Source organism: Shewanella sp. S1-49-MNA-CIBAN-0167 (assembly GCF_040310145.1).
In the GTDB taxonomy this organism is placed as follows: Bacteria; Pseudomonadota; Gammaproteobacteria; order Enterobacterales; family Shewanellaceae; genus Shewanella; species Shewanella psychromarinicola.
The window spans coordinates 1-22,648 of record NZ_JBEOPO010000007.1; the positions used below are offsets into that span (position 1 = coordinate 1).

The following is a 22,648-nucleotide window of genomic DNA, read 5'->3' on the forward strand; positions in this document are numbered from 1 at the left end:
ATTCATTTCAAATACCTGTTCAGCTATTTGAGTTTGCAACGACAACATTAACTCTTGTTTTACATTGGCAATCATTTCTTGACTAGCTTGGGTCATAGTCTGCTCAAGTGCAGCAACTGTATTAGCGGTTGACATTTCATCAGCCTGTGCCGAAACACTGGCGGTAACCAATAATGCTGCAGCAACTGATAACTGAACACTACGACGAATAACGTTAGTTGAAGTTAAAATAGACATAATGGAATCCTTTATTGTGCTGGTTGATGACAACTAAACACTCGTCTAGTTGATTATACAATAGGTATTACAAGCAGCGTGCCAACTTTAAAAAACAACAGTAACCTGCTAATTAATTGACTAAATTAATTAATTATCGTTAATATAAATGAACTAAAATATAGAACAAAAAACCAACAGGTAGTAAAAATCACCATCTAGTTAGTGAAAATGACCAGCGATTTTTATGCAGTATTATAGCAAGGCTAAAAAGTAGCAATAAATAGCGAAATATCACCGCCAACTGAGAGGCTGTAGCAGAGATTAGTGGTTAACTTGGTGACTGGGTTAGTGGTTGAAGTGTGAAAATGTCGGTGACTGTATTAGTGACTGTCTAGCTTATGGTATTAGACACTGTTGTTTAGCAGGCTTTATGGTTCCGCTAGCGATTCTAGCGAGAGACAAAACCAAAAAACGCCTAATAATAGGCGCTTTTTATATGCTAACAGCTGTTTTCAACATGTCTGTCTGGCCGTTTATTTCACGTCTTATTCACGACATAAGCTCGCGACATAATCTGGTGACATAACCTCTATATAACGAGAATTATATCAAAGTAGATTCGTCACTGGCGAGTGCTTTTGCATCGACAAATTCAGCGGCGTTAAGCACAACCCCAATATCAGCATTGGGCTTATGAGCATTCTCACTCAAATGCCGACGCCAGCCACGCGAACCTGGTAAGCCCTGAAATAAACCAATCATATGACGGGTAATATGATTTAAACGACCGCCTTGGGCTAAATGCGCTTCAATATAAGGTAACATTTGTTCTATCACTTGTTGGCGAGTAATCACCACTTTATCGATTGCGCACAACTGTTGATCTACTTGCGCCAACATATACGGGTTTTGATAAGCTTCACGCCCCACCATCACCCCGTCAAGCTGGGCTAAATGTAGCTTTGCTTCGTCTAACGTTTTAATGCCACCGTTAATGCTGATGTTCAACTGTGGATAATCGCGCTTTAATTGATACACCCGATCATAATCTAACGGCGGGATCTCACGATTCTCTTTCGGGCTTAAGCCTTGCAACCAGGCTTTACGCGCATGAATAGTAAAAGCACCACAACCTTTGGCACTGACGATATCAATAAAGTCGGTTAAAAATTGATAACTGTCTTGCTCATCAATCCCAATACGGGTTTTGACTGTAATCGGAATATCACTGACTTGTTTCATCGCATCAACGCATTGTGCAACTAACTCAGGCTCGGCCATTAAACACGCACCAAAGCGGCCATTTTGTACTCTATCAGACGGACAACCCACATTCAGGTTCACCTCATCATAACCACGCTCAGCAGCCAATTTGGCACACGCCGCTAAATCAACCGCGTTAGAGCCACCCAACTGTAACGCCAGTGGATGTTCTGCAGTGTTATAGGCCAAATAGTCGCCCTTACCTTGCAATATCGCACCCGTGGTGATCATCTCGGTATACAACAAGGCTTTGCTCGACATTAAACGAGCAAAGTAACGATAGTGGCGATCGGTCCAATCCAGCATCGGCGCAATGGAAAAGGTGCGATCGAGTGTATCCGTTGGTGTGGCTAGCTTAGGCGTTGTATTCACTGAATTAACTACTCTCATATTTTGAGTTACTGTTACACATTTTAAGATATTTTTAGTTGCACGGGGGAAACAATAGGGAACCATAATTAATTGGAAAAATGGAAATGGGGAACCCGAAATTATGGCTTCTTATAGCATTCAAAAACGTGACAAAGCTGATGGTAGAAGTAAGTACCGTTGCTTATTTCGCGTAAAGAAAAAAGGCAACATATCATACACGGAGCAAAGAACTTTTACCAAAAAGTTAACTGCTGATACTTGGGGAGAGTAAAGAGTTGCTGAAATAGAAAAAATGGATTTGGAGACCAAGGGTCTATAAGTCTCAGGCCTCACCAGATCAGGTTAATGATTTTATCTCTAAAACTCATGGTATATCCTTTAGACAGCACAAAGCTAAATGACCGAGATGTCTCGATGACTTAACTTGGATTAAATAATATGGATTTATATATTTTCGCAAAAAAAGACTACCGATTGGCTGCAGCGGTCATTGATTAGCGTGTTTGATTTACAGTTGTTTTAATTCAGACCTAAGCACTGATATTTGACGGTCAATTGATTCGACTTCTGTATTTCCCTGTTGCATTACAGCGGTCATTTCTTGCGCTAGACTTTGCTGCCAAGTTGCACCGGCTAAATTATTGTTAGCTCGCTTACCTGTTGTGCGCAGTTGCTCGATTTTGTCATCACGATCTTTGAACGCTTTTGTCCTTTCTTTTTCGAGGTTTCTAATTTCACGTTCAATTTTTTGTTTACGTAAGTATTGAGCGATTTCAGCTTTTTTATCACGCGCATTAACAAGACTATCCTGCTGCCTTGCATCTATTGTCTCGTTAGTTAGGTTTTCAGGGTAACCTCTTGATGGTGCAACCACGCTGCCTACATTACTTAAATCTAACGGTTCGCTTTGGTCGTCGCATGGGTCTGCTTGATACTTACCATCCGCACACTTGTATACTTCTGCAGAAGCAGATACAGATACAGATACAGACATCATTATTAAAATAACGATTAATGATTTTCCATCCATAGAACACCTCTTATTTAGTTATTTTTATTGTACAACAGCCAGTAATCGTGGATGGCCATGTTAAGAGCTGTTGTTAATTTTTGCTTAAACCGAAAAAAGTCGCCCAACCTTCCCCGCGGCACAAACTCTCCCGGTTGATATTAGTTGCATAAGGAAGTATTACGCATAGCAAAATCCATGTTTAACGTGAATGTTGACGATAAGCCAATCATCGATACCTATCCTGCTTTGCATGATCTTAAACTCATAGCTTGAAGTAACAAACGGGACAAAAGATTAATCGATAATGCATTAACACAACTCATAACCGCATTAAAAAAAATTCAACTCCAATGAGTTCGTGGACTGTCTAAATTCAATGTCACCGCTCAAATTTAAACTCTCAAGCTTGCTGTTAGTAGCTATCAGCATATGATAAATTTAAAAAAATTAATGCGTATTAAATATGAATGTTGAACGACTAGATTATCACTCTTTAATAGTTTTTGAATCAGTAAGTCGACACCTGAATGCAGGCTTAGTTGCTAACGAATTAGGCATGAGTATTTCATCGGTAAGTCGCCATCTCGGTATATTAAGGGACATATTCAAGGATGTACTGTTTGTTCGTCGGGCTCAGGGTTTTGTATTAACCGATAAAGCGATACAGGTTTTACCCTGCGTTAAGCATCTTTTACATGGTTATCAGGTTCTCAAGCACAACCACACTGAGTTCAATCCTCTAACTGCTAAGGGGCATTTTAAGATCTATGCCTTCAACGAATTTACCTACGTAATAAATAAAGTCATCAATGAATTCGTGTTACCACAAGCTCCAAATTTAACATTCGAGATAAGAACCTTATCCACCGACTGCAGCCGAGCCATCGAGCACGGTGAAATCGATTTTGCCGTGGTATACGAAAATTTTAAAGACCATAAAATCATCAGCGAAATGATCTCCCCCACTGAAGAGATGTTTTTAATCGCCAAGGCTGGTCATCCGGTTTTCGATAATGAACTGACTGTCGACAACCTATGTAAGTATGGTTATTTTGAGTTAGATAATTTTAATGACCTCTGCTCACCACTGCTAGAGCAGATAGCGAAACAACAGGGAAAGAGTCTTCGAATCACTGGTGCGACAGATAATATCGCCGCACTGAGTCGTCATATTATCGATACTAATTCAATTTCGATGAGCTGCAATGTCTTTACCCGCGAGTACTATAACTTAGTTTCGCCTATACAAACTTGTACCCTGCCCCATGAGCTTACCGAACAACTGCTTGGTATGATCAACGTAGGACGCAAAGTAGGAAATTATCTGATTTACTCCGAAATTAACCAGTCACCGACTCACCACTGGCTCAAGCAGCAATTGTTTAACACCATTAAATATGAATGGTATCTGGCGATGGAGTCTTAAACTGGCGAGTACGAGCTTCATAAAAAAGCCTCTATTTATCCTTTGATCAGATAAATAGAGGGCATAGAGTAAAAGGTGTTTTAGCGCCGACGGGATGGGGAGCAACGTCTCCGTCAGCTAAGCGCACAACGACCCACGCCTAAATGTAGAAAAAGATGAATATTCACTCATTATCCCGAGTTCAGGATAAATAAACACAATTCAGGCCCACCTCATTACCATTTTCAATAACGAGGGGACCCTATGGTTTAATCAATCACTTTTATACTTTCTTGAGCCCTACGGGAACACCGTGTCTTGCCGTTGAACCAAAGGTTCTGTCGCGGTAAAGGCTGGCACCTTTTCGGGTTGGGTCGACAACATTGAACGCATTAGGGCATATACCCGTTCCACGCTCTTTGATCCCCGGACGCACCATACCATCCACCTCAACAGCACTGGCACCGAATGCGGTATGGCCATAACCCATACCAATGACGATAGTGTTCCGAGCAACCGTCTTATCCGCCTGAACGATCCCTTCTAAATATTTGCCCTTAGGTGAAAGAACCTGAGCCTTATCGCCAGATTTAAGGTTATATTTAGCGGCATCATCCTGATGTAACTGAATATAGTTTGTTTCACCTAACGCTGTGATGCGCGGCAGGGCAACCGAATATGGACTTCTCATCTGCAGTTTAAAGGTGGAGAAGTTAAACGGATAGTCCTTTTCATTCCAGTGATCTCGAACCGCTGAACCATCCCAGAATCTATCAACATCATAAACAGGCTGACCATCATTGCACTCACCGGTATAGGAGTCCTTTACTCTGGCTAATGATTCGTTATAAATCTGAAACTGAGTATCCATGCGCATTGCCGCATTGAAAAACTCGCCTTCATAACGCTCATCGACACGCTCATAACGTCCACCACGGGTTAGCATGAACGCTGTTGGTCCAATCTCTTGCGGCTTCAGGCGCGCTTCGAACATAGGTAAAGCACGATCGACACTGGTGAACTTAATGTCCTCATCCGTCGGTGTAGGTAATACAGTGCCTGTATGAGCAATGTTTGCAAATAACGGTACATAGAAGTCAGCTGGTGTATTGAGCGGGTATGATTTACCTGCAACATCAGTAAATGCGTTATCGCCAAATCCCTTTAAGCCGATCGCTTTACTGACATCAATGATGAACTGCTCCATATTGACGTGCTCACCCTTGGCTGTTTTAGCGGTGCGCGCTTCGACAACAGGAACGCAAGCCACATCACCAATATATTCGCTGCCCCACATACGTGAACTTGCCCATGCCTCATATTGAAGCGTATCCGGGACAATATAATCGGCGAAAACATTGGTTTCGTTAATATAAGGGTCGAGCGCAATGATCAAGCCCAGTTGCTTCGGATCTTTAATCGAGTCTTCAACCTGATCCTGTAAGCCAGAGCATCCGTAAATCGGGTTAGTTGACCAGGTGATCCACGCCTTGAAGTTAAATGGGTTTTTATTAGCATGGGCCACCAGCAATTCGCCACTGTTATCTTGCACAAAGGTGTTGTTCCATGCCTCATTTGCTGGGTATGGATTAAGCCCTTGGGCTACTTTCTGCTGATACTCATGGCTTTGTTCATAATCACCAGAACGCTCGGCATTGAAACCGGTCACCTCTGTGTGTTCAAAATCCATTAAGTTATACAGTGGGCCGTCATAGATATCATACATGGTGGAATAACCTACTCCGCCCATATGCATCATGCCGCCCTTGGCATTGTGTGCGCCAACCATAGTCGCCAACATGATCATCGCAAAGGCAAACTGACCGCCATCGGTAGCGTTACAACCGGTATTGGTTTCCATAGAGACACTGCGACCATGGGAGGTAAACTCCTTGGCCAACTCTTCTATCTTCGCCACCGGTATTTCACAACGCTTTGACAGCGCTTGCATGGAATGGCTGTTGACGCGTTGCTTGAGTAGCGAAAACGCAGTTTCAACCTGTACTTGTGAACCATCGCCTAGGGTTACGATGTCATTATAGAATAATGTTGCCGCCAGTTCGCTGTCACCCGTGACCAGTTTACCGGTTTGCTTATCTATCACCATCTTCGTTTCCGCATCGCCTAACCCACAGGCCTGTGCAGTCAAAAACTGGTTATAAAGAGGGTGTTTTTTATCTTTTACCACTAGGTAAGTGGCGTTGGTGTAGTTCATCTCACCGACGGCATCAGCGCTTGCCTGACTAGGCGCCTCTAAATAGGGTGTACGGTACCGGTCATTATTAATGATGTACTGCAACATGGCGAACATTAATGCAGTATCACCACCTGATTTGATCGGTAGCCACTCACCATTTGTGGTGTCAGTTTCTGAAGTCAATGAGCGCAGAATAGGATCAATGACCACATACTTAAAGTCATCACGATCGGTACGCGCCTTGGCTAAACGACTAGAGCCTACATTCAAGCCATTACCACTGAGACCAGGGTTAGTGCCGATGAAAATAGCAAACTTTGACTCTTCATAATCGACTTGAGGCAGCGCCATCTCATCGACAGCGTCGAAACAACCTAAAGCACAACCTGCAACCTGCTGGTGCCCACAATAAGAGTCCTTAGTGCCAATATTGGGCGTTCCCCATGCTTCAGCGACAAAACGATGCATGAAATCGGCACGTGCACCTTGTTCAGATGACGTTGAAACCAGCAACTGGTTTTTTACCGGACCAAAATCAGGATAAGCCGGATTAGCTAATGCGGGATTAGCGTGAATCGCCTTCAAGCCCTCAACATGTCCCTCACCGAAGAGATCGCCACCATTAACGACCTCTTTTAGCATTTGTTCATATGAGATGCTTTGCCACTTGTTATCACCACGGTTACCTACTCGTTTCATACAAGCGGTAATGCGGTGTTTATCATCGAACGCATCGGGAACGGCGTTACCACGACCACAAAGGGTTGCCCGATTACTTTGGCTTAAACCACTGGCCGCAGATAGCTGGAACATGGCATCTTTGGGCGATGTTTCCATTGTCATTGGTTGACCAGCCTTATTGGTCAAGGTGTAGGGGTTACCCACAGCCCGTAAAACCTTGTCGGTCTTATTATCGATACTCAATCGCGCACCACAAACATTGAAACAACCGTAACACTTGGAAAACGCGAAACGCTGTTCCGGATTTGCGATCAATTTGTTGTCAGCATCGAAGCTATACTCAGGCGTTAATGAAGTGGGTGCATATTTATTAATATCTGCATCACTTGTTTTACTGCGAGCGGAACTCATAACGTTGGTACTTACTGTACCGGCTGTCATTACTGCGGCGACCGATCCCGCCTTTAAAAATTTTCTACGATCCATGGTGCTACCTCTGCCACAATTGAGGAGAATGTATACTAAACGCGGTGTTGCTCTCTTCTTGCGTCAAGCCAATATAAAAAACATTCGGTGAAGTCTGTTTGCTCGCCTGCAGCACCATAGGGTTACTCTGACTGAGCAGTTTGGATATTTCACTATTAACATCGTTAATATCCCCAAAAACACGTGCACCACCGGTACAAGTCTCTACGCAAGCCGGCAACAAGCCTCTAGAGGTACGTTGAATGCAGAAGTTACACTTATCGACGGTACCCGTTGTCGAATTAGTGAAACGAACCCCACTGTATGGGCACGCCTGGATGCAGTAGTTACACCCTATACAAAGCGTAGAATCCACGACGACTATGCCGTCTTCTTCACGCTTGAATGTCGCGCCCGTTGGACAAACAGACACGCATGAGGGATCCTCACAGTTGTTACACATGATTGGCAGATTAAATGCGTACTGTTTGTTACCAATTTCCGCACTGGTTTGGATCACCTGAGTGCGATGTTCATCGGGTTTGGTACCATTTTCTATGCCACATGAGACAACACAGGCTTTACAACCGTTGCATCGGCTAAGATCGATCGCCATGGCCAGACGCTTTTTACCTTGTTGACGAATCGCTGCAATCGCGTTGCCCGCAGGCATAAACATCACCCCAGTTGTCGCAATTGCACCGCCAGCCAATAGTTTGAGGGCTCTTCTTCTATCTAGCATCGTAGACTCCTAATAATACTGACCAGAGAGTAAAACCGAGTAGCGCAAGCAAAATGCGCCTATTAATATCAACACAGCTAACAGATACTCTTTGCTATGAGACGCCGCGGTCTTGCCAATGATTGACGTTACATTCAGCAATAATGGAATAATTAATCCGATTAAAACGGCACCTATCCACCAAATAGCACCGGCATCACTTGAAATCGACAACAGGTTGTCTATTCCATTGAATATACTGATGTTACGAATCGAGTAGGCGAACACACACACGGTAAGTAACTCCAGCGCCAACAGTGCAGCATCTGATTTAGCGAAGGAGTGGTTGATATCGGTTATCTTGAGACGAGTTTTGACCATCAGCACTACAGCAGCGCCACAAGAGAGGGCCGACAGTGAAAATATCACCACCAGAATACTGTTTGACCAAACCAAGTTATGGCTGATATCACCAATAAGTAATGCAGTATATGAAGCAACGCAGATAGCCAAGATCACATTAATCGTTGCCAATAATCGGCTATAGCTAGGCTGATTAGCGTTCGATCTAAATGAGAGGCAAAAGAGCGAGGCAAAGATAATCGCCAACGTCAGCAACCAAGTACCTATGCTCATCATGGAGCTTGGCTCGAAAGTCATAAATAGGCGATAGAAACGGAAGAATTTACTCATATCAGCATGAGCAATCCCGTATTGGAATGAGGTGAGATCGAATACGATCATTCCCGTACCAATAATTAATAACAGCGTACCCACAATGGCACTTATTTTTGCCGTATCTAAGTGATGCGGCACTTGAATTTTATTAGATAGCACGAGACAACCACTAATAAAAAGTGCTCCGGCTCCTGCTCCGGCTAAAAATAGATAGGCTGCGACTAACAACCCCCAATGAACTTCGTTCATAAATATCCCTTATTATAATATTTATACCTTTACTGACGATTATTTATTCACACAAAACCGACAACTAAAGGAAAGCATAATTAATCAAGGCCAGTTTAAAACTGTAAAATTAAAAACTAACCGTTGACAAAATAATACCTAATATTAATAAAAACGAAAATAGCACTAAGTCACACAAAGCCGTAAAATATAATTTCAATTTATTTTATTAGACTCTACCCATGTTTAATAAATTTCGAAAAAACCATTTCCCGAAAAACAATAAAACCACACTTAAGATTAAATTAAAAATAATCAATGACTTAAGATAAATAATAAAAAATCATCTTAAAACAAAAAATAACAACTTATATTTAAACCATATCCCACAAAACAAAAAAAGCATTTATTAAAAAGTTAAAATAAAAACCAAAATCACAAACGAATATAAAGTTGCAAGCATTTCGATATTTTTAAAAATCAATTTATTAAATTAAACTAAAAGCTTGTAAAGTGAATAGCGAAATAATTAAACATAATAAATATACTAACTAGCAAATAGAAAACTATTTAATATAAGGGTTAATAATGAAAAAATTAATACTGTCATCGTGCATTATGGCAATGGCTATAAGTGCCAGTCAGACGGTTGCTGCCGAAGAGAGCCAATTTACAACGTCAGGAGTGATGATGGGATTGAGCAATTACCTTTGGCGAGGACAAACCATTAGTGATGATAAGCCATCACTTCAAGCCGACCTTATGGTGGAACATGACAGCGGTTTTTATTTAGGCACCGCATTTGAAACCTATCGCTATGAAGACGCGGATGATGTCATTAAAGATTATGAAATCGACTACTATGCTGGTTATTATCAAATGGTCAATGACGACTTAGGTTTCGGTTTTAATGCCATGAAATACACTTACGCCGCAGGTGGCGATACCATCGAGTACGCATTGTCAGTAGATTACCAAGCAATGAATCTGGCGGTTAATTACGACCAAGATCTAGAAACTTGGTATACCGAAATAAATTACTCATTGTCGCTATTTAACGATAGCAGCCTAGTCGCACATGCAGGCCTCTTTACCGATGCCGAAGCTTATGAGTTTGATGACGATGGAGAAGTGGCTGATAGCGCTTATGATATTGCACTGCGTTATAACTATCCTTTACTGTCACAACTGGATCTGATGCTGGAAGTCAGCTATCACGAATTTAACAATGATCATTATATGATTGGTTTAGCCTACAGCTTTTAACCTTAGTTAGAATAGAACTGTGAAAGTAGGTTCAGAGTACTAAAAGTATTCTAGTGGGGTACACATAACATGTGCTCCACTATAATCCTAATACAAGAAAAAACGTAATAATATCAGCATTAAATTGGCTAAAATAAGGTTAGAAAGAGTAACGCAATAAAACCAATCAACGTCCCTCATTCACCCACGCACGGCAATTAAGTCTGCAATAACCAATTATCAGCATGAGCACTTGTGGGATTAAAATCTTCAATATACTCGTTTTCGGGAAAATATTTTACTTTACCATTAACGCCCCATTTTAATTTAGTCAATATTCGGTAAATTATAGCAAAAACAGACAGATACTCTTTCATCGTTTTAGTTGCCTAACTTACAATTGTGCTGATCCACCCATTTTTATGCGCTCAACATCAACAGCCTATCCATGATCCTGTACTACCCAGTATTAAATAATGTTATTAGTTAATACTGATAGTTAACGTTATTGACTGATACTTATCGTCTATGTTGTTAATTAATACTGATGGTTAATGCTGTTAGTTAATACCGACCGTTAATCTTGATCATTATGTTATCTACCCTAGCCTTTTGTTTAAATATTCAACACCACTTAAGCTTTACCAGGGCAATGGGTTTATGGTGCTAAATAGCTGATTAGATATACAAAAGTAATTTCTGCGGCACATGTCTCTTTCCATTTCATTTTTGTGTTTTAAGCTAGAAGCAGTATTCCACTTTACTGATATAGTCAGTATTTATCATCATCAGCACCTTTGGTGGTTTATGATGATTGGGCCGTGTACCGTGAGCCCTCTTTATTCCCTTAACTATTCCTTATCACCACTCTTTATATGTAGAAGGATCGCTTAGCCTATGAACGTTGAATTCATCAACCCATTTCTTGTGTCTTTAATCAATGTTATCTCTACCATGGCAACAATGGATTTAAAACCTGGTAAACCTCAATTAAAAAACCATGATATTGCTAAAGGTGATGTATCTGGCTTGATTGGTATGGTGGGCCCTAAAACTCGCGGTTCGCTTTCAATTACTTTCGAAAAAACATTAATCCTTGAAATTATGAATAAAATGTTAGCTGAAAATCCTGGGGTTATTAATGATGAAGTGACTGATTTAGTCGGTGAGCTCACTAACATGGTCACCGGTGGCGCTAAAAACTTACTCAGCGAAAAAGGCTATGAGTTTGATATGGCAACACCCGCCGTAGTCTCTGGTAAAAACCATACGATTTCCCACAAAGCACGTGGTAAAAAAATATTAATGCCGTTTACCCACGAATATGGCAGCGCCTTTATTGAAATTTGTTTTGAGGATGTGCAATCGGTGTAATCAATGTCGCAGATAGATTGAAATGACCCGGCCAGATTGCCGACTCTGATACCATCAAGAATACTCTCGAAAATACTCTCAATAATGCTGTCAAACAGCCATAAACTAACATGCCCAAGCCGCGACTGCGTATTGGGCATAACACCAGAGCATGGTATGACTAATCAAGCAGCTCAACCAAGACTCGTGGGGTTAATTTAGTGACCAACTCGTAAGCAATAGTGCCAATATATTCGGCAACCTCTTCTACCGCCAACGCCTTACCCCACAGTTGTACATTATCACCCACGTTATCTTGCGCATCAGCACCTAAATCAACGGTTAACATATCCATCGACACTCGGCCCACTATTGGCACTCGGCGTCCGTTAATCCATACTGGCGTGCCTTCTGGCGCATTGCGTGGATAACCATCACCATAACCTATTGCTACCACACCTAGACGGGTATCTTTTTTTGCTGTCCAAAATGCACCGTAACCGACACTGTCACCCGCTTTGTGCTCGCGCACGGCGATGAGATTAGACACCAGCTCCATGGCAGGCACAAGTTTATGGTTACTCCCTTTATCACCAGCCAGCGGAGATACACCATAAAGCGCAATACCGGGTCTTATCCAATCGGCTTGGCTCGACGGCCAAAACAAAGTACCGGCTGAGTTTGCTAAAGTGCAATCGCCTTCAAGCGACTTTATCTTGCGTTCAAAAGCATCTATTTGCAACTGGGTTAATTGATTATCAGGCTCATCAGCACAAGCAAAATGAGTCATAAAATGAATCGGTTTCGCCACTTGAGGGCACGCTTGTAAACGTTGATAAACATCATCAAACTGCGCCAAGCTAAAGCCAAGACGATGCATACCCGTATCGATTTTTATCCATACAGTAACAGGTTGCTCTAAACTGACAGTTTCCAGCATTTGCAATTGCGATTCATGGTGCACCACAGTGTCGATATTATGAGTCACCAATATTGGTAAGTCTGACTGACGAAAAAAACCTTCTAATAATAGAAGCTTACCTTTTACGCCGCCGTCTCTGAGCTGCAGCGCTTCTTCAAGCCTTGCTAAACCAAACCCATCTGCGCCGCCATTATACTTGCCGACACTTTCAGCCACATTTAATAAGCCATGACCATAGCCATTGGCTTTAACCACAGCCATCACTTTGCTATTTGGCGCAATAAGACGCAGTTGCGCTAGGTTACTTTGTAAAGCACAACGACTAATTTCTGCACGGGGAAAAGGTTTCAATAGATAGCCCTAATTAAACAATAAATAACACGCCACGTTTTACTGCCTGTTAGGTGATTTGATGCATCAAATGCAACCACACTAACAGCGATATGTTGCTATCATAAACAACAGAAAACTATAACTAAATATAACATAATCAATGATTAATCTTGGTCGAACTGTGGACCAGAATAATTATCAAAACGAGAAAAATGACCTTGGAATACTAGACGAATACGCCCAATGGGTCCGTTACGCTGTTTACCAATAATGATCTCAGCAGTGCCTTTATCTTCAGAGTTATCGTTATACACTTCGTCGCGATAAATGAACATAATCAAATCGGCATCCTGCTCAATCGCACCCGATTCACGCAAGTCAGAGTTAATTGGACGTTTGTCAGCACGCTGCTCTAGTGAGCGGTTGAGCTGCGACAACGCGATAACCGGAATTTCCAGTTCCTTAGCTAACGCTTTTAACGAGCGAGAAATTTCCGAAATTTCCAAAGTACGGTTATCTTTTAACGACGGTACCTGCATTAGTTGTAGGTAATCGATCATTATCATAGACAAACCACCATGCTCTCGAGCAATACGCCTGGCACGACTGCGAACATCTGTTGGGGTGAGTCCTGAGCCGTCATCGATAAACATTTTTCCTTGTTCAAGCATAATGCCCATGGTCGATGACACGCGCGCCCAATCTTCATCGTCTAGTTGGCCGGTACGAATTTTGGTTTGATCAACTCGGCCCAGCGACGCCAACATACGCATCATGATCTGCTCAGATGGCATCTCCAGACTGAAAATGAGCACCGGCTTATCTTCATTCATAGCCGCTTGTTCACACAAGTTCATCGCAAAGGTCGTTTTACCCATGGAAGGACGTGCGGCAACAATAATTAAATCGCCAGCCTGAAAACCTGCAGTCATTTTATCTAAATCATTAAAACCGCTTGAAACACCAGTAACACCATTATGAGGATTATTGTAAAGCTGCTCAATCCTGTCGACGGTTTTTTCAAGAATGCTTTTAATGTTTTCTGGGCCTTCATTGGCATTAGTACGCATTTCAGCAATTTTAAACACTTTGCTTTCAGCCAAATCTAATAATGCACTTGAATCACGGCCTTCTGGGTTATAACCCGCATCAGCAATTTCGTGAGCAACAGCGATCATGTCACGAACAACCGCACGTTCACGAACAATATCAGCGTAAGATAAAATGTTACCTGCACTGGGGGTGTTTTTAGCAATTTCACCAAGATAAGCAAAGCCGCCGGCATCGTCTAATTGGTCTTCAATTTCTAACTGCTCAGATACGGTAATCAAATCCAGAGGTTGGCTAGACTCCATTAAACGTTGCATAGCCATGAAAATCATTCGATGAGAACGAGAATAAAAATCTTCGGCCACAACCGCTTCAGAAACACGATCCCACGCTTCAGCGTCTAGCATCAATCCGCCTAAAACGGATTGTTCTGCTTCAATAGAGTGAGGAGGCAATTTTAATGCATTAACTTCTACATCTCTCTGCCTGTTTCTGGCTTTAAAAGCACCTTGCTGTGACATTAACACTCCCAATTTACAACGACTTTACAAAATATGGTATAACACCGTGATCAAGCTTAATTTGCCATCATTACGAATTAAAATAACGGCTCCGTCAAACGGAAATAAAATAATAATTTAAGGAAAATACATGCGTATCGCACTTGTTGCAGCACTTTTGCTGACATCTGGCTTTGCCTGTGCCGACGAAGGCCAATGGCAACCGTATCAAATGCCATCCATAGCCGACAAACTCCAACAACGCGGTATTGCTATTCCCGCATCACAACTGGCCGATTTGGGACAATACCCAATGAATGCTGTCGTCAGTCTGGGGTATTGTACCGCCAGTTTTGTATCCCCCCAAGGCCTAGTTGTCACAAACCATCATTGTGCTTATCGCGGCATACAATATAACAGTAAAAAAGAACATAATTACCTCGAAGATGGCTTTTTAGCAAACACTCAAGCAGAGGAACCTTCAGCAGGGCCAAACGAACGCTTATACATTACCGAGAAAGTCACCAACGTGACCAGCCAAGTGATGGCTAACTTAAGTACTGAACCTTTGGCACGCTTTAAAGGAATTCAAACCAACAGCAAAGCATTAATCAAAAGCTGCGAAGCAGATGACAACTATCGCTGTTCGGTTAACAGTTTTCACCATGGTTTAGAATATTATCTGACTAAACAGTTAATCATTCGTGATGTACGCTTAGTGTATGCCCCCCCTGAAAGTGTTGGCGGATTTGGTGGTGATATTGATAACTACGAATATCCCCGTCATTCAGGTGATTTTACATTTTTACGCGCTTATGTCGGTAAAAACGGTAAACCGGCCTCTTATTCAGAAGATAACATTCCTTATAGCCCTAAAAGCTACCTTAAAATTAATGCTGACGGTGTAAAAGCTGGCGACGGTATCTTTGTTGCCGGTTATCCAGGCGCGACCAGCCGGTACAACTTAACCAGCGAGCTGCAATTTGCCAGTGATTGGATATATCCAACGTATGCAAAACGCTACCAATTACAAATTGACACCATTACTTTAATGGGTGATATCGATAAAGATATTGCGCTTAAATATGCAGGCACTATGGCCTCAATGGCTAATCGAATGAAAAAACTTAATGGCTTGTTAGATGGCTTTAACGCTACCGATATTGTCGGCATTAAGCAGCAACGCGAGAATGACTTTTTAGCTTGGCTTAAAAAAGACCCTAATGCTAACCAAAATCTAATCAGCGATCTTGAAGCGCTACTTGCCGAAAAACATCAGCAAATGCAAACCAATTATTTCTTTAAAAATGCCCAATCAAGCGAAATGCTTCAGGTAGCGAGTAAACTTTACCGTTTGGCTAAAGAAAGAAAGAAACCCAATGACCAACGTGAATCTGGGTTTCAGCTTCGTGATATGAAAATGTTTAAAGCAGCACTCAAACGCATCGATAGCAGCTTTGACCCAGTGGTCGATAAAATTTTATGGCTACAAGACTTACAAGCTTATGTTCGCCAACCGTTAAAAAACCAAGTGTTTGATAATGCCTTAAGCATCTCAGACAGTTTTGAACAGCTAGAAACAAAAGTTGAAAGTTTATACGCACTAACTGAGCTAACTAATCAAACTAAACGCCTTGCATGGATGGCTAAAACGGCTGCAGATTTTGAAATTAGCGCAGACCCGTTTATTCGTTTAGCGGTCGCCATTCATGAAACCAACATGACATTAGAGATAAGTGAAAAGTTGCTTGAAGGTAAGCTGTCGTTCGTTCACCCTGAATATATGAAGGCGATTATTGACTATTACAAATCAAATAACTGGCCAGTATATCCCGATGCTAATCGCACCTTACGCATTACTTATGGCATGGTTGATGGTTACCAATCCAAAGACGCGTTATACAAGCAACCATTTACTCGCTTAGCCGGCATCCTTGCTAAAAACACCGGAGAAGAACCTTACTATGTCCCGGCCAAGCTATTAGCAGCCATTAAAGCTGATGACTTGGGCAAGCATCGCGTCACATCGGTATATCAACAGCAAAGTAGTTGTCAGTTTATGTCTTGTTTAGACAAGCCCGCTGATTTTAACTCAGTACCAGTTAACTTTTTATCAAGCGCTGACACTACAGGCGGTAATTCCGGATCACCGGTATTTAATGGTAAAGGCGAATTAGTCGGTCTCAACTTTGACTCAACTTATGAAGCCATTACTAAAGATTGGTTCTTTAACCCAACGATTACCCGTGCAGTGCATGTCGATATTCGCTACATTTTGTGGATGATGGATAAGGTCGATCACGCTGACAATTTGATAAAAGAGTTAACATTAGTGACCAAGGCTGAAGGAGAAGCAAAGGTAGCAACTGCCATAGCGACAACTGAAATATTGCCAGAAATCACATCTGAAACGCCTACTAAAGCGACGACAGAAACAACAACGGTACTAGCACCCAAAGTGGCAACTGAGGCACAAGCAGATACGGTAATTGAAGTAGCGCCCGATGTTGCAATTGAAGTAGCGACTGAAGTTCCTACCAAAGCGACGGCTGAAGCAGTAACGGTACTAGCACCCAAAGTGGCAACTGAGGCACAAGCAGATACGGTAATTGAAGTAGCGCCTGAAGCCGTACCCGAAGTTACAACGACAGCACCTACCAAAGCAGTGGTTTTAGTAGCGCCTGAAGCAGCGCCCGAAGTTGTAACTAAAGCTGTAACTAAAACACCTGCCAAAGCAGCGGTTGTAGTCGCACCTGAAGCTGTGCCCGAAGTTGTAGCTGAAACACTTGCCAAAGCCGTGATTGAAGCAGCGCCCGAAGTTGTAACTAAAGCTGTAACTAAAACACTTGCCAAAGCAGCGGTTGTAGTCGCACCTGAAGCTGTGCCCGAAATTGTAACTAAAACACCTGCCAAAGCAGCGGTTGTAGTCGCACCTGAAGCTGTGCCCGAAGTTGCAACGAAAGCACCTGCCAAGGTACTGCTGTAGTAGCCCCTGAAGCAACAGCTGGAAAAGAACCAAACTAACCCTAGTAAACAATATACCAGTGACCATCAAATAGATGTTCACTGGTATATTATCTGACATTGAACGATCCCAAACAGCTGGCCGTGCGGCCTAAACAGTTATGGTTAGCAAGGCGAGGGATTAAATCGCAGACATAAAAAAACACCGCCCTAGGGCGGTGTTTTTTATGGAGCTAAAGGTAATTAAGCTTCTGCAACTACAGAAATTTTAACTACGGCTTTAACTTCAGCGTGTACTTGAACTTCAATTTCGAAGAAACCAGTAGTGCGTAAAGCACCTAAAGGTAAACGAACTTCAGATTTAGCAAGAATTACGCCAGCTGCAGTAACTGCATCAGCGATATCACGGTTGCCAATTGAGCCGAACAATTTACCTTCATCACCCGCTTTAGAAGTAATAACTACACCTTCTAAAACAGTTAATTTATCAGCACGAGCTGTCGCTGTTGCTAATTCAGTAGCTAATTTAGCTTCTAATTCAGCACGACGAGCTTCAAATACTTCAATGTTTGCTGCATTTGCTACAACTGCTTTACCGTAAGGTAAAAGGTAGTTACGAGCATAACCAGCTTTAACAGAAACTTGGTTGCCTAAGCTACCTAAGTTTGCAACTTTATCTAGCAGAATAACGTTCATTATCAAGTCCTCTATATTCGATTAGGAATTAATACTGCAATATTACTGATGTAAATCAGTATATGGCAGTAGAGAAAGATAACGAGCACGCTTGATAGCGCGAGCTAGTTGACGTTGATATCTAGCACTAGTACCAGTGATACGGCTAGGAACAATCTTACCGCTTTCAGTGATATAGTTCTTTAAAGTAACGATATCTTTGTAATCAATCTGTACAACACCTTCAGCGGTGAAGCGGCAGAACTTGCGACGACGGAAATAACGTGCCATTTTGACAGTCTCCTAAGTTTTCAATTCGACATTTTCAGCATGCAAGACTAAACGGTTTTGGCCATTTCGCCCTTGTTGTAGTGAAAGAAACCCTTCAACATCAACTTGCACACCTGCTTGTAATTTATTTGCAACGCTATTAAAGCGCGGGCCACTTAATACCACTTGGATCAAACAGTAGACGTTTCTCAACATTTCTACTTCTTGTCGCTGTGATTTATGCTCTACCGTTATGACCACATGGGCAATACCGCTAGGGCTATCAAATCGCCTTGAACGAGTTATCGTTCCTGACAACGTTAAGTGGTTATTCACAAAAAATTATTCAGCCTTTTCTTCAGCGCTTTCTTCTACCTTACGGTCATCAGCAGGTGAACGACGTGTTTCACGTTCGTCTTTTGCTTTTGCCATAGGAGAATCTTCAGTAACGGCAACTTTAGTGCGCATTACCATGTTACGCAGAACAGCGTCGTTGAAACGGAAAGCTGTTTCTAGTGCTTCAATAGACTCTGCAGATGCTTCTACGTTCATAAGAACATAGTGAGCTTTATGTAGGTCTTGAATTGGGTAAGCCAATTGACGGCGACCCCAATCTTCTAAACGGTGGACTGTACCATTAGCAGCGGTGATAATACCGGTGCAACGCTCAATCATACCTGGGACTTGTTCACTTTGATCTGGGTGAACCATAAATACGATTTCATAATGACGCATCTATTGCTCCTTACGGTTAGGTAGCCTCGTTTTGGCTCAGTCAGACCAAGTTAGAGGCAAGGAACGAATTAAAGTGACTGATTTGAGCGCGCGATGATACATAAAGTGCGCCGTAAACTCAAGCACTAACTCACTCTTTTCAGCAATCTTGATTACAGGTATGATGTCGACAGTCGAAAATATCGCGTTTACGCCGTTAAGAATAAAACACTCTAATGATGTCTATAAAAAAAATAGTAACCACATGCTGCTTCTTTCTATTGTCTGCACCAGCATGGGCATTGGTTCCACCAGATTACCAAGAGCCACCCAGTAATTTTAATGCTGAGATTGAAGCAGGACTTCAGTTAAATAGTGGCAATAATGAAACTAAAAACTTCAACGGCCGCACTTATTTAACTTATGACTCGCCGAGTACCAAACAGGAAGCGACGATAAAAGCATATTATGCTGCTGATGGAACCGAGTCGACCGCAGAGCGATATCAGCTGTTTTTACAGTCAAACTATAAGTTGGAACGAGGTTATGTGTTTGGTCGTGGTGAATTTACCTGGGACCAATTTGGCTCATACACACAAATTTCAACTATTTCAGCAGGTTATGGCTTTGACTTGATTAAAAACTATAAAACCAAATTAAGCCTTGAAGTCGGTCCGGGTTATCGTTATGACTTAGCCAAAGAAAGTACCTTAGTGCCTGACCCAGAAGCAAACCGCGATATTATTCTGCGTTCTGCGGCTAAGTACACGGTTAAATTACAAGAGTACACAAGCTTTAATGCCGATGTGACCGCTGAAACAGGTCAAGACAACAATACATTAACTCTTGATATGAGTTATAAAAATACTTTTATTCAGGATTGGGCATTTAAAATAGGCATGAACATCAAGTACACCGAGGTGGTTCCTGATGAAAGTAGAAATACCGATACCATTACCACATTCAACTTGTTGTACACGTTTCAATAGTTATTGATCTTCATTGAAGCGAAGCAATACACTCAATAAATAAGGCCTCATGGCCTTTTTGAACCACTAAATAAGGCCATGAAGCCTTTTTGAACCAATAAAGGCCCAGTTATGGACAGCCCGCTTCGCAGTTTTGCATCATTATATAGCACCACCTTTTTAATGGTGCTGGCGGCAGGTTTACTAACCACTTACTTAGGCTTAAGCCTGACTAACATGCAAGTTCCACAGATATGGATTGGTGGCATGATGTCAGCCTACTATATTGGGCTTGTCTGCGGCTCTAAAGTAGGTCATAAACTTATTGCTCAAGTTGGCCATATTCGTGCTTTTGTTGCTTGTGCGGGGATCGTTACCGCCTCTGCACTGGGTCATGCCTTAATAGACAACTTAACTGTCTGGTTAGTGCTACGTTTTGCTGTCGGTATGGGAATGATGTGCCAATACATGGTGTTAGAAAGCTGGTTGAATGAACAAGCTGAAACCAATCAACGCGGCACTGTTTTTGCGAGTTACATGATTGTATCTTACTTAGCATTAATGGCTGGCCAGGGAGCCATTAGCTTATATCCTGATCTAGGGTTAGAACCGCTACTATTAATAGCCATATGCTTCGCATTATGTATTGTGCCAATTTCAATCACCCGCAGAATTCATCCTGAACCGTTAACGCCGGCACCATTACAAATGGGTCGTTATTGGAAACTCGCTCCTCAAGCCCTAACAACGATAGCATTAGGTAGCATGATAGTGGGGTGTTTTTATGGTTTGGCTCCATCTTACGCCACTGCCAAAGGCATTGATCCTGAACACGTTGCGATCTACATGTCTTGTACCATTTTTGCAGGATTGTTAGCTCAATGGCCCATGGGTAAATTATCCGACAAGATCTCTCGTAGCTTATTAATTCGAATTAACTGCACTTTATTGGGTGTTATCGTATTAATTATTACTGTCGTCCCATTCCACTCAGTATATTCATTAATATTAACCAGCCTATTTGGTATTTTAGCTTTTACCTTGTATCCATTAGCAACCGCATTAGCTAACTCGCGCGTAGAGCAACACGAGCGAGTAGGACTGTCAGCCACAATATTAGTCACGTTCGGTATAGGAGCAAGTATTGGCCCCTTAGTTGCTTCTGGCTTAATGCAAGCGTTAGGCGACCAAATGCTCTATGGATTTATGGCCATCTGTTCGTTTACTTTACTCGTAAGACTACTATGGATTAATGTCCGTCAAAAAGCTGAGCACACGACTACCGAAGATTATATAATGGCAGCGGGTGACATGGTAGGCTCGCCGCTAGCAGCCTCGTTAGATCCACGCGTGGATATTGAAATGGTTAACGAGCAAATGATCAATCCTGCTGAGGGTGCATTTGATATCATGCCAGAATCAACCGATGATGAGTTTGATGATACCGATGAGCCAGCAGAATATAATACCGCTTATGCTAGCATTGTGAGCGCTGATAATTTGATCGCGGAAGAATTGGATGACGAGGATGTCGACAACGAAATCGGTAGACGCTAATTTTCTTTACTTTGATATGTGATAAATAATGTATTGAACAATAAAAAAACGGCGATAAATATCGCCGTTTTTTTATCGCGCTTTATAGCAAACAAGCTAATGGTTGGTCATTAACCTAAACGCTGCCTGACCGCTTCAAATAAACAAACCCCTGAAGCAACAGACACGTTGAGACTCGACACGCTTCCAGCCATCGGAATTGAAACCAATGAATCACAGCCTTCGCGAGATAACCGGCGCAAACCTTTATCTTCAGCACCCATAGCAACCGCTAGCGGCCCTTTAAGGTCAGCTTGGTATACATTACTCTCAGCTTCACCTGCCGCGCCGACTATCCAAACACCTTTATCTTGCAAGTGACGCATGGTACGAGCAAGGTTAGTCACTTGAAATAACGGTATGATTTCGGCTGCGCCACAAGCGACTTTGCTTACTGTTGAGGTTAATCCGACTGAATTATCTTTCGGCACGATAACCCCATGCACACCCGCAGCATCTGCATTACGTAGACACGCACCAAGGTTATGCGGATCAGTAACTCCGTCTAAAATTAATAAAAAAGGCACTTCTGTTTTATCAAGCAATGCATCTAAATCACTTTCAGTTAGAGGCTTAAGCGCTTTTACTCGCGCAACAATACCTTGGTGATGTGAACTACCGGCTTTGTCATCTAATACTTTACGTGCAGCACGCTGAAGTGTGGTACCAAACGTGGACGCTATATTAATCAACGGTGTTAAGCGTTCGTCATCACGGCCTTGTAATAGCCAAAGCTCAATGACGCGTTCAGGGCTATTATTTAACAATGCTTCAACGGCATGAATGCCAAAAATGGTATCTTGTTTTTTCATTTAAT

18 protein-coding genes and 1 pseudogene are annotated in these 22,648 nt (G+C 42.2%); 6 read left to right on the forward strand and 13 right to left on the reverse strand.

Translation table 11 applies throughout. The annotated features are described in order from the left end of the window. The 3 genes from AAEZ00_RS04505 to AAEZ00_RS04515 all read right to left on the reverse strand — a co-directional run. Positions 1 to 237: hypothetical protein (locus AAEZ00_RS04505; protein ID WP_351088399.1), on the reverse strand; the 237-nt coding region annotated here is incomplete at its 3' end. Positions 238 to 822: 585 nt separating this feature from the next. Further along, entirely contained in the window at positions 823 to 1,872 is a 1,050-nt protein-coding gene (gene dusA / locus AAEZ00_RS04510) for a tRNA dihydrouridine(20/20a) synthase DusA (RefSeq protein ID WP_351075149.1), read from the reverse strand. Positions 1,873 to 2,362: 490 nt separating this feature from the next. Then, a complete protein-coding gene (locus tag AAEZ00_RS04515) occupies positions 2,363 to 2,884 on the reverse strand; it encodes a hypothetical protein (RefSeq protein ID WP_351075147.1) in 522 nt (173 codons plus the stop codon). Between the two features lie 445 nt (positions 2,885 to 3,329). Between AAEZ00_RS04515 and AAEZ00_RS04520 the strand changes: the two genes are divergently transcribed. Then, positions 3,330 to 4,292 carry a LysR family transcriptional regulator gene (locus AAEZ00_RS04520; protein ID WP_351075145.1) on the forward strand — a complete coding sequence of 321 codons (963 nt, stop codon included), beginning with the start codon at positions 3,330 to 3,332 and terminating at the stop codon, positions 4,290 to 4,292. A 262-nt stretch (positions 4,293 to 4,554) separates the two neighbouring features. On the opposite strand, the gene AAEZ00_RS04525 is transcribed toward AAEZ00_RS04520, so the two are convergent. Genes AAEZ00_RS04525 through nrfD form a run of 3 tightly spaced genes read right to left on the reverse strand, consistent with a single transcriptional unit; the run spans position 4,555 to position 9,262 of the window. Then, positions 4,555 to 7,635, reverse strand: a complete 3,081-nt coding sequence (locus tag AAEZ00_RS04525) for a molybdopterin-dependent oxidoreductase (RefSeq protein ID WP_351075143.1) — start codon at positions 7,633 to 7,635, stop codon at positions 4,555 to 4,557. 4 nt (positions 7,636 to 7,639) lie between these two features. Then, positions 7,640 to 8,356, reverse strand: a complete 717-nt coding sequence (locus AAEZ00_RS04530) for a 4Fe-4S dicluster domain-containing protein (protein ID WP_101034081.1) — start codon at positions 8,354 to 8,356, stop codon at positions 7,640 to 7,642. Positions 8,357 to 8,365: 9 nt separating this feature from the next. Continuing rightward, complete coding sequence (gene nrfD / locus AAEZ00_RS04535) at positions 8,366 to 9,262, reverse strand: NrfD/PsrC family molybdoenzyme membrane anchor subunit (protein ID WP_351088400.1); 897 nt, start codon at positions 9,260 to 9,262, stop codon at positions 8,366 to 8,368. A gap of 567 nt (positions 9,263 to 9,829) precedes the next feature. Between nrfD and AAEZ00_RS04540 the strand changes: the two genes are divergently transcribed. Further along, on the forward strand, positions 9,830 to 10,507 hold the full coding sequence (locus tag AAEZ00_RS04540) for a TorF family putative porin (RefSeq protein ID WP_351075140.1): 678 nt from the start codon (positions 9,830 to 9,832) through the stop codon (positions 10,505 to 10,507). Between the two features lie 876 nt (positions 10,508 to 11,383). Beyond that, positions 11,384 to 11,860, forward strand: a complete 477-nt coding sequence (locus tag AAEZ00_RS04545; RefSeq protein WP_351075138.1) for a chemotaxis protein CheX — start codon at positions 11,384 to 11,386, stop codon at positions 11,858 to 11,860. Between the two features lie 160 nt (positions 11,861 to 12,020). On the opposite strand, the gene alr is transcribed toward AAEZ00_RS04545, so the two are convergent. Both alr and dnaB read right to left on the reverse strand, forming a co-directional pair. Then, positions 12,021 to 13,112 (reverse strand): alanine racemase, encoded by a 1,092-nt coding sequence (gene alr, locus AAEZ00_RS04550; protein WP_351075136.1) that lies wholly within the window; start codon positions 13,110 to 13,112, stop codon positions 12,021 to 12,023. A 146-nt stretch (positions 13,113 to 13,258) separates the two neighbouring features. Continuing rightward, complete coding sequence (gene dnaB, locus AAEZ00_RS04555; protein ID WP_101034076.1) at positions 13,259 to 14,665, reverse strand: replicative DNA helicase; 1,407 nt, start codon at positions 14,663 to 14,665, stop codon at positions 13,259 to 13,261. Positions 14,666 to 14,795: 130 nt separating this feature from the next. On the opposite strand from dnaB, the pseudogene AAEZ00_RS04560 reads away from it, so the two are divergent. Then, positions 14,796 to 16,985: pseudogene (locus AAEZ00_RS04560) on the forward strand (S46 family peptidase); the annotation flags it as partial. Positions 16,986 to 17,851: 866 nt separating this feature from the next. On the opposite strand, the gene rplI reads toward AAEZ00_RS04560, so the two are convergent. The 4 genes from rplI to rpsF are packed head-to-tail and all read right to left on the reverse strand — an operon-like array spanning position 17,852 to position 19,288. Continuing rightward, positions 17,852 to 18,304 carry a 50S ribosomal protein L9 gene (gene rplI / locus AAEZ00_RS04565; protein ID WP_101034074.1) on the reverse strand — a complete coding sequence of 151 codons (453 nt, stop codon included), beginning with the start codon at positions 18,302 to 18,304 and terminating at the stop codon, positions 17,852 to 17,854. A 42-nt stretch (positions 18,305 to 18,346) separates the two neighbouring features. Next, on the reverse strand, positions 18,347 to 18,574 hold the full coding sequence (gene rpsR / locus AAEZ00_RS04570; protein WP_101034073.1) for a 30S ribosomal protein S18: 228 nt from the start codon (positions 18,572 to 18,574) through the stop codon (positions 18,347 to 18,349). Positions 18,575 to 18,586: 12 nt separating this feature from the next. Then, positions 18,587 to 18,889 carry a primosomal replication protein N gene (gene priB, locus AAEZ00_RS04575; RefSeq protein ID WP_101034072.1) on the reverse strand — a complete coding sequence of 101 codons (303 nt, stop codon included), beginning with the start codon at positions 18,887 to 18,889 and terminating at the stop codon, positions 18,587 to 18,589. Between the two features lie 6 nt (positions 18,890 to 18,895). Next, complete coding sequence (gene rpsF / locus AAEZ00_RS04580; protein WP_101034071.1) at positions 18,896 to 19,288, reverse strand: 30S ribosomal protein S6; 393 nt, start codon at positions 19,286 to 19,288, stop codon at positions 18,896 to 18,898. A 215-nt stretch (positions 19,289 to 19,503) separates the two neighbouring features. Here rpsF and AAEZ00_RS04585 point away from each other — a divergent pair, with 215 nt between their 5' ends. Next, on the forward strand, positions 19,504 to 20,256 hold the full coding sequence (locus tag AAEZ00_RS04585; RefSeq protein ID WP_101034070.1) for a DUF481 domain-containing protein: 753 nt from the start codon (positions 19,504 to 19,506) through the stop codon (positions 20,254 to 20,256). A gap of 111 nt (positions 20,257 to 20,367) precedes the next feature. Next, positions 20,368 to 21,792, forward strand: coding sequence for an MFS transporter (locus AAEZ00_RS04590; RefSeq protein WP_335686783.1), 1,425 nt, complete (start codon positions 20,368 to 20,370; stop codon positions 21,790 to 21,792). Between the two features lie 110 nt (positions 21,793 to 21,902). Here AAEZ00_RS04590 and rlmB read toward each other — a convergent pair whose 3' ends face one another. Beyond that, positions 21,903 to 22,643 (reverse strand): 23S rRNA (guanosine(2251)-2'-O)-methyltransferase RlmB, encoded by a 741-nt coding sequence (gene rlmB, locus AAEZ00_RS04595; RefSeq protein ID WP_101034068.1) that lies wholly within the window; start codon positions 22,641 to 22,643, stop codon positions 21,903 to 21,905. Between the last annotated feature and the right edge of the window lie 5 nt (positions 22,644 to 22,648).

Excerpts from the sequence above, each read along its gene's own strand:
- dusA (WP_351075149.1), bottom strand. The coding sequence starts at position 1,872 with ATGAGAGTAGTTAATTCAGTGAATACAACGCCTAAGCTAGCCACACCA.
- AAEZ00_RS04515 (WP_351075147.1), bottom strand. The coding sequence starts at position 2,884 with ATGGATGGAAAATCATTAATCGTTATTTTAATAATGATGTCTGTATCT.
- AAEZ00_RS04520 (WP_351075145.1), top strand. The coding sequence starts at position 3,330 with ATGAATGTTGAACGACTAGATTATCACTCTTTAATAGTTTTTGAATCA.
- AAEZ00_RS04525 (WP_351075143.1), bottom strand. The coding sequence starts at position 7,635 with ATGGATCGTAGAAAATTTTTAAAGGCGGGATCGGTCGCCGCAGTAATG.
- AAEZ00_RS04530 (WP_101034081.1), bottom strand. The coding sequence starts at position 8,356 with ATGCTAGATAGAAGAAGAGCCCTCAAACTATTGGCTGGCGGTGCAATT.
- nrfD (WP_351088400.1), bottom strand. The coding sequence starts at position 9,262 with ATGAACGAAGTTCATTGGGGGTTGTTAGTCGCAGCCTATCTATTTTTA.
- AAEZ00_RS04540 (WP_351075140.1), top strand. The coding sequence starts at position 9,830 with ATGAAAAAATTAATACTGTCATCGTGCATTATGGCAATGGCTATAAGT.
- AAEZ00_RS04545 (WP_351075138.1), top strand. The coding sequence starts at position 11,384 with ATGAACGTTGAATTCATCAACCCATTTCTTGTGTCTTTAATCAATGTT.
- dnaB (WP_101034076.1), bottom strand. The coding sequence starts at position 14,665 with ATGTCACAGCAAGGTGCTTTTAAAGCCAGAAACAGGCAGAGAGATGTA.
- rplI (WP_101034074.1), bottom strand. The coding sequence starts at position 18,304 with ATGAACGTTATTCTGCTAGATAAAGTTGCAAACTTAGGTAGCTTAGGC.
- rpsR (WP_101034073.1), bottom strand. The coding sequence starts at position 18,574 with ATGGCACGTTATTTCCGTCGTCGCAAGTTCTGCCGCTTCACCGCTGAA.
- rpsF (WP_101034071.1), bottom strand. The coding sequence starts at position 19,288 with ATGCGTCATTATGAAATCGTATTTATGGTTCACCCAGATCAAAGTGAA.
- AAEZ00_RS04585 (WP_101034070.1), top strand. The coding sequence starts at position 19,504 with ATGATGTCTATAAAAAAAATAGTAACCACATGCTGCTTCTTTCTATTG.
- AAEZ00_RS04590 (WP_335686783.1), top strand. The coding sequence starts at position 20,368 with ATGGACAGCCCGCTTCGCAGTTTTGCATCATTATATAGCACCACCTTT.
- rlmB (WP_101034068.1), bottom strand. The coding sequence starts at position 22,643 with ATGAAAAAACAAGATACCATTTTTGGCATTCATGCCGTTGAAGCATTG.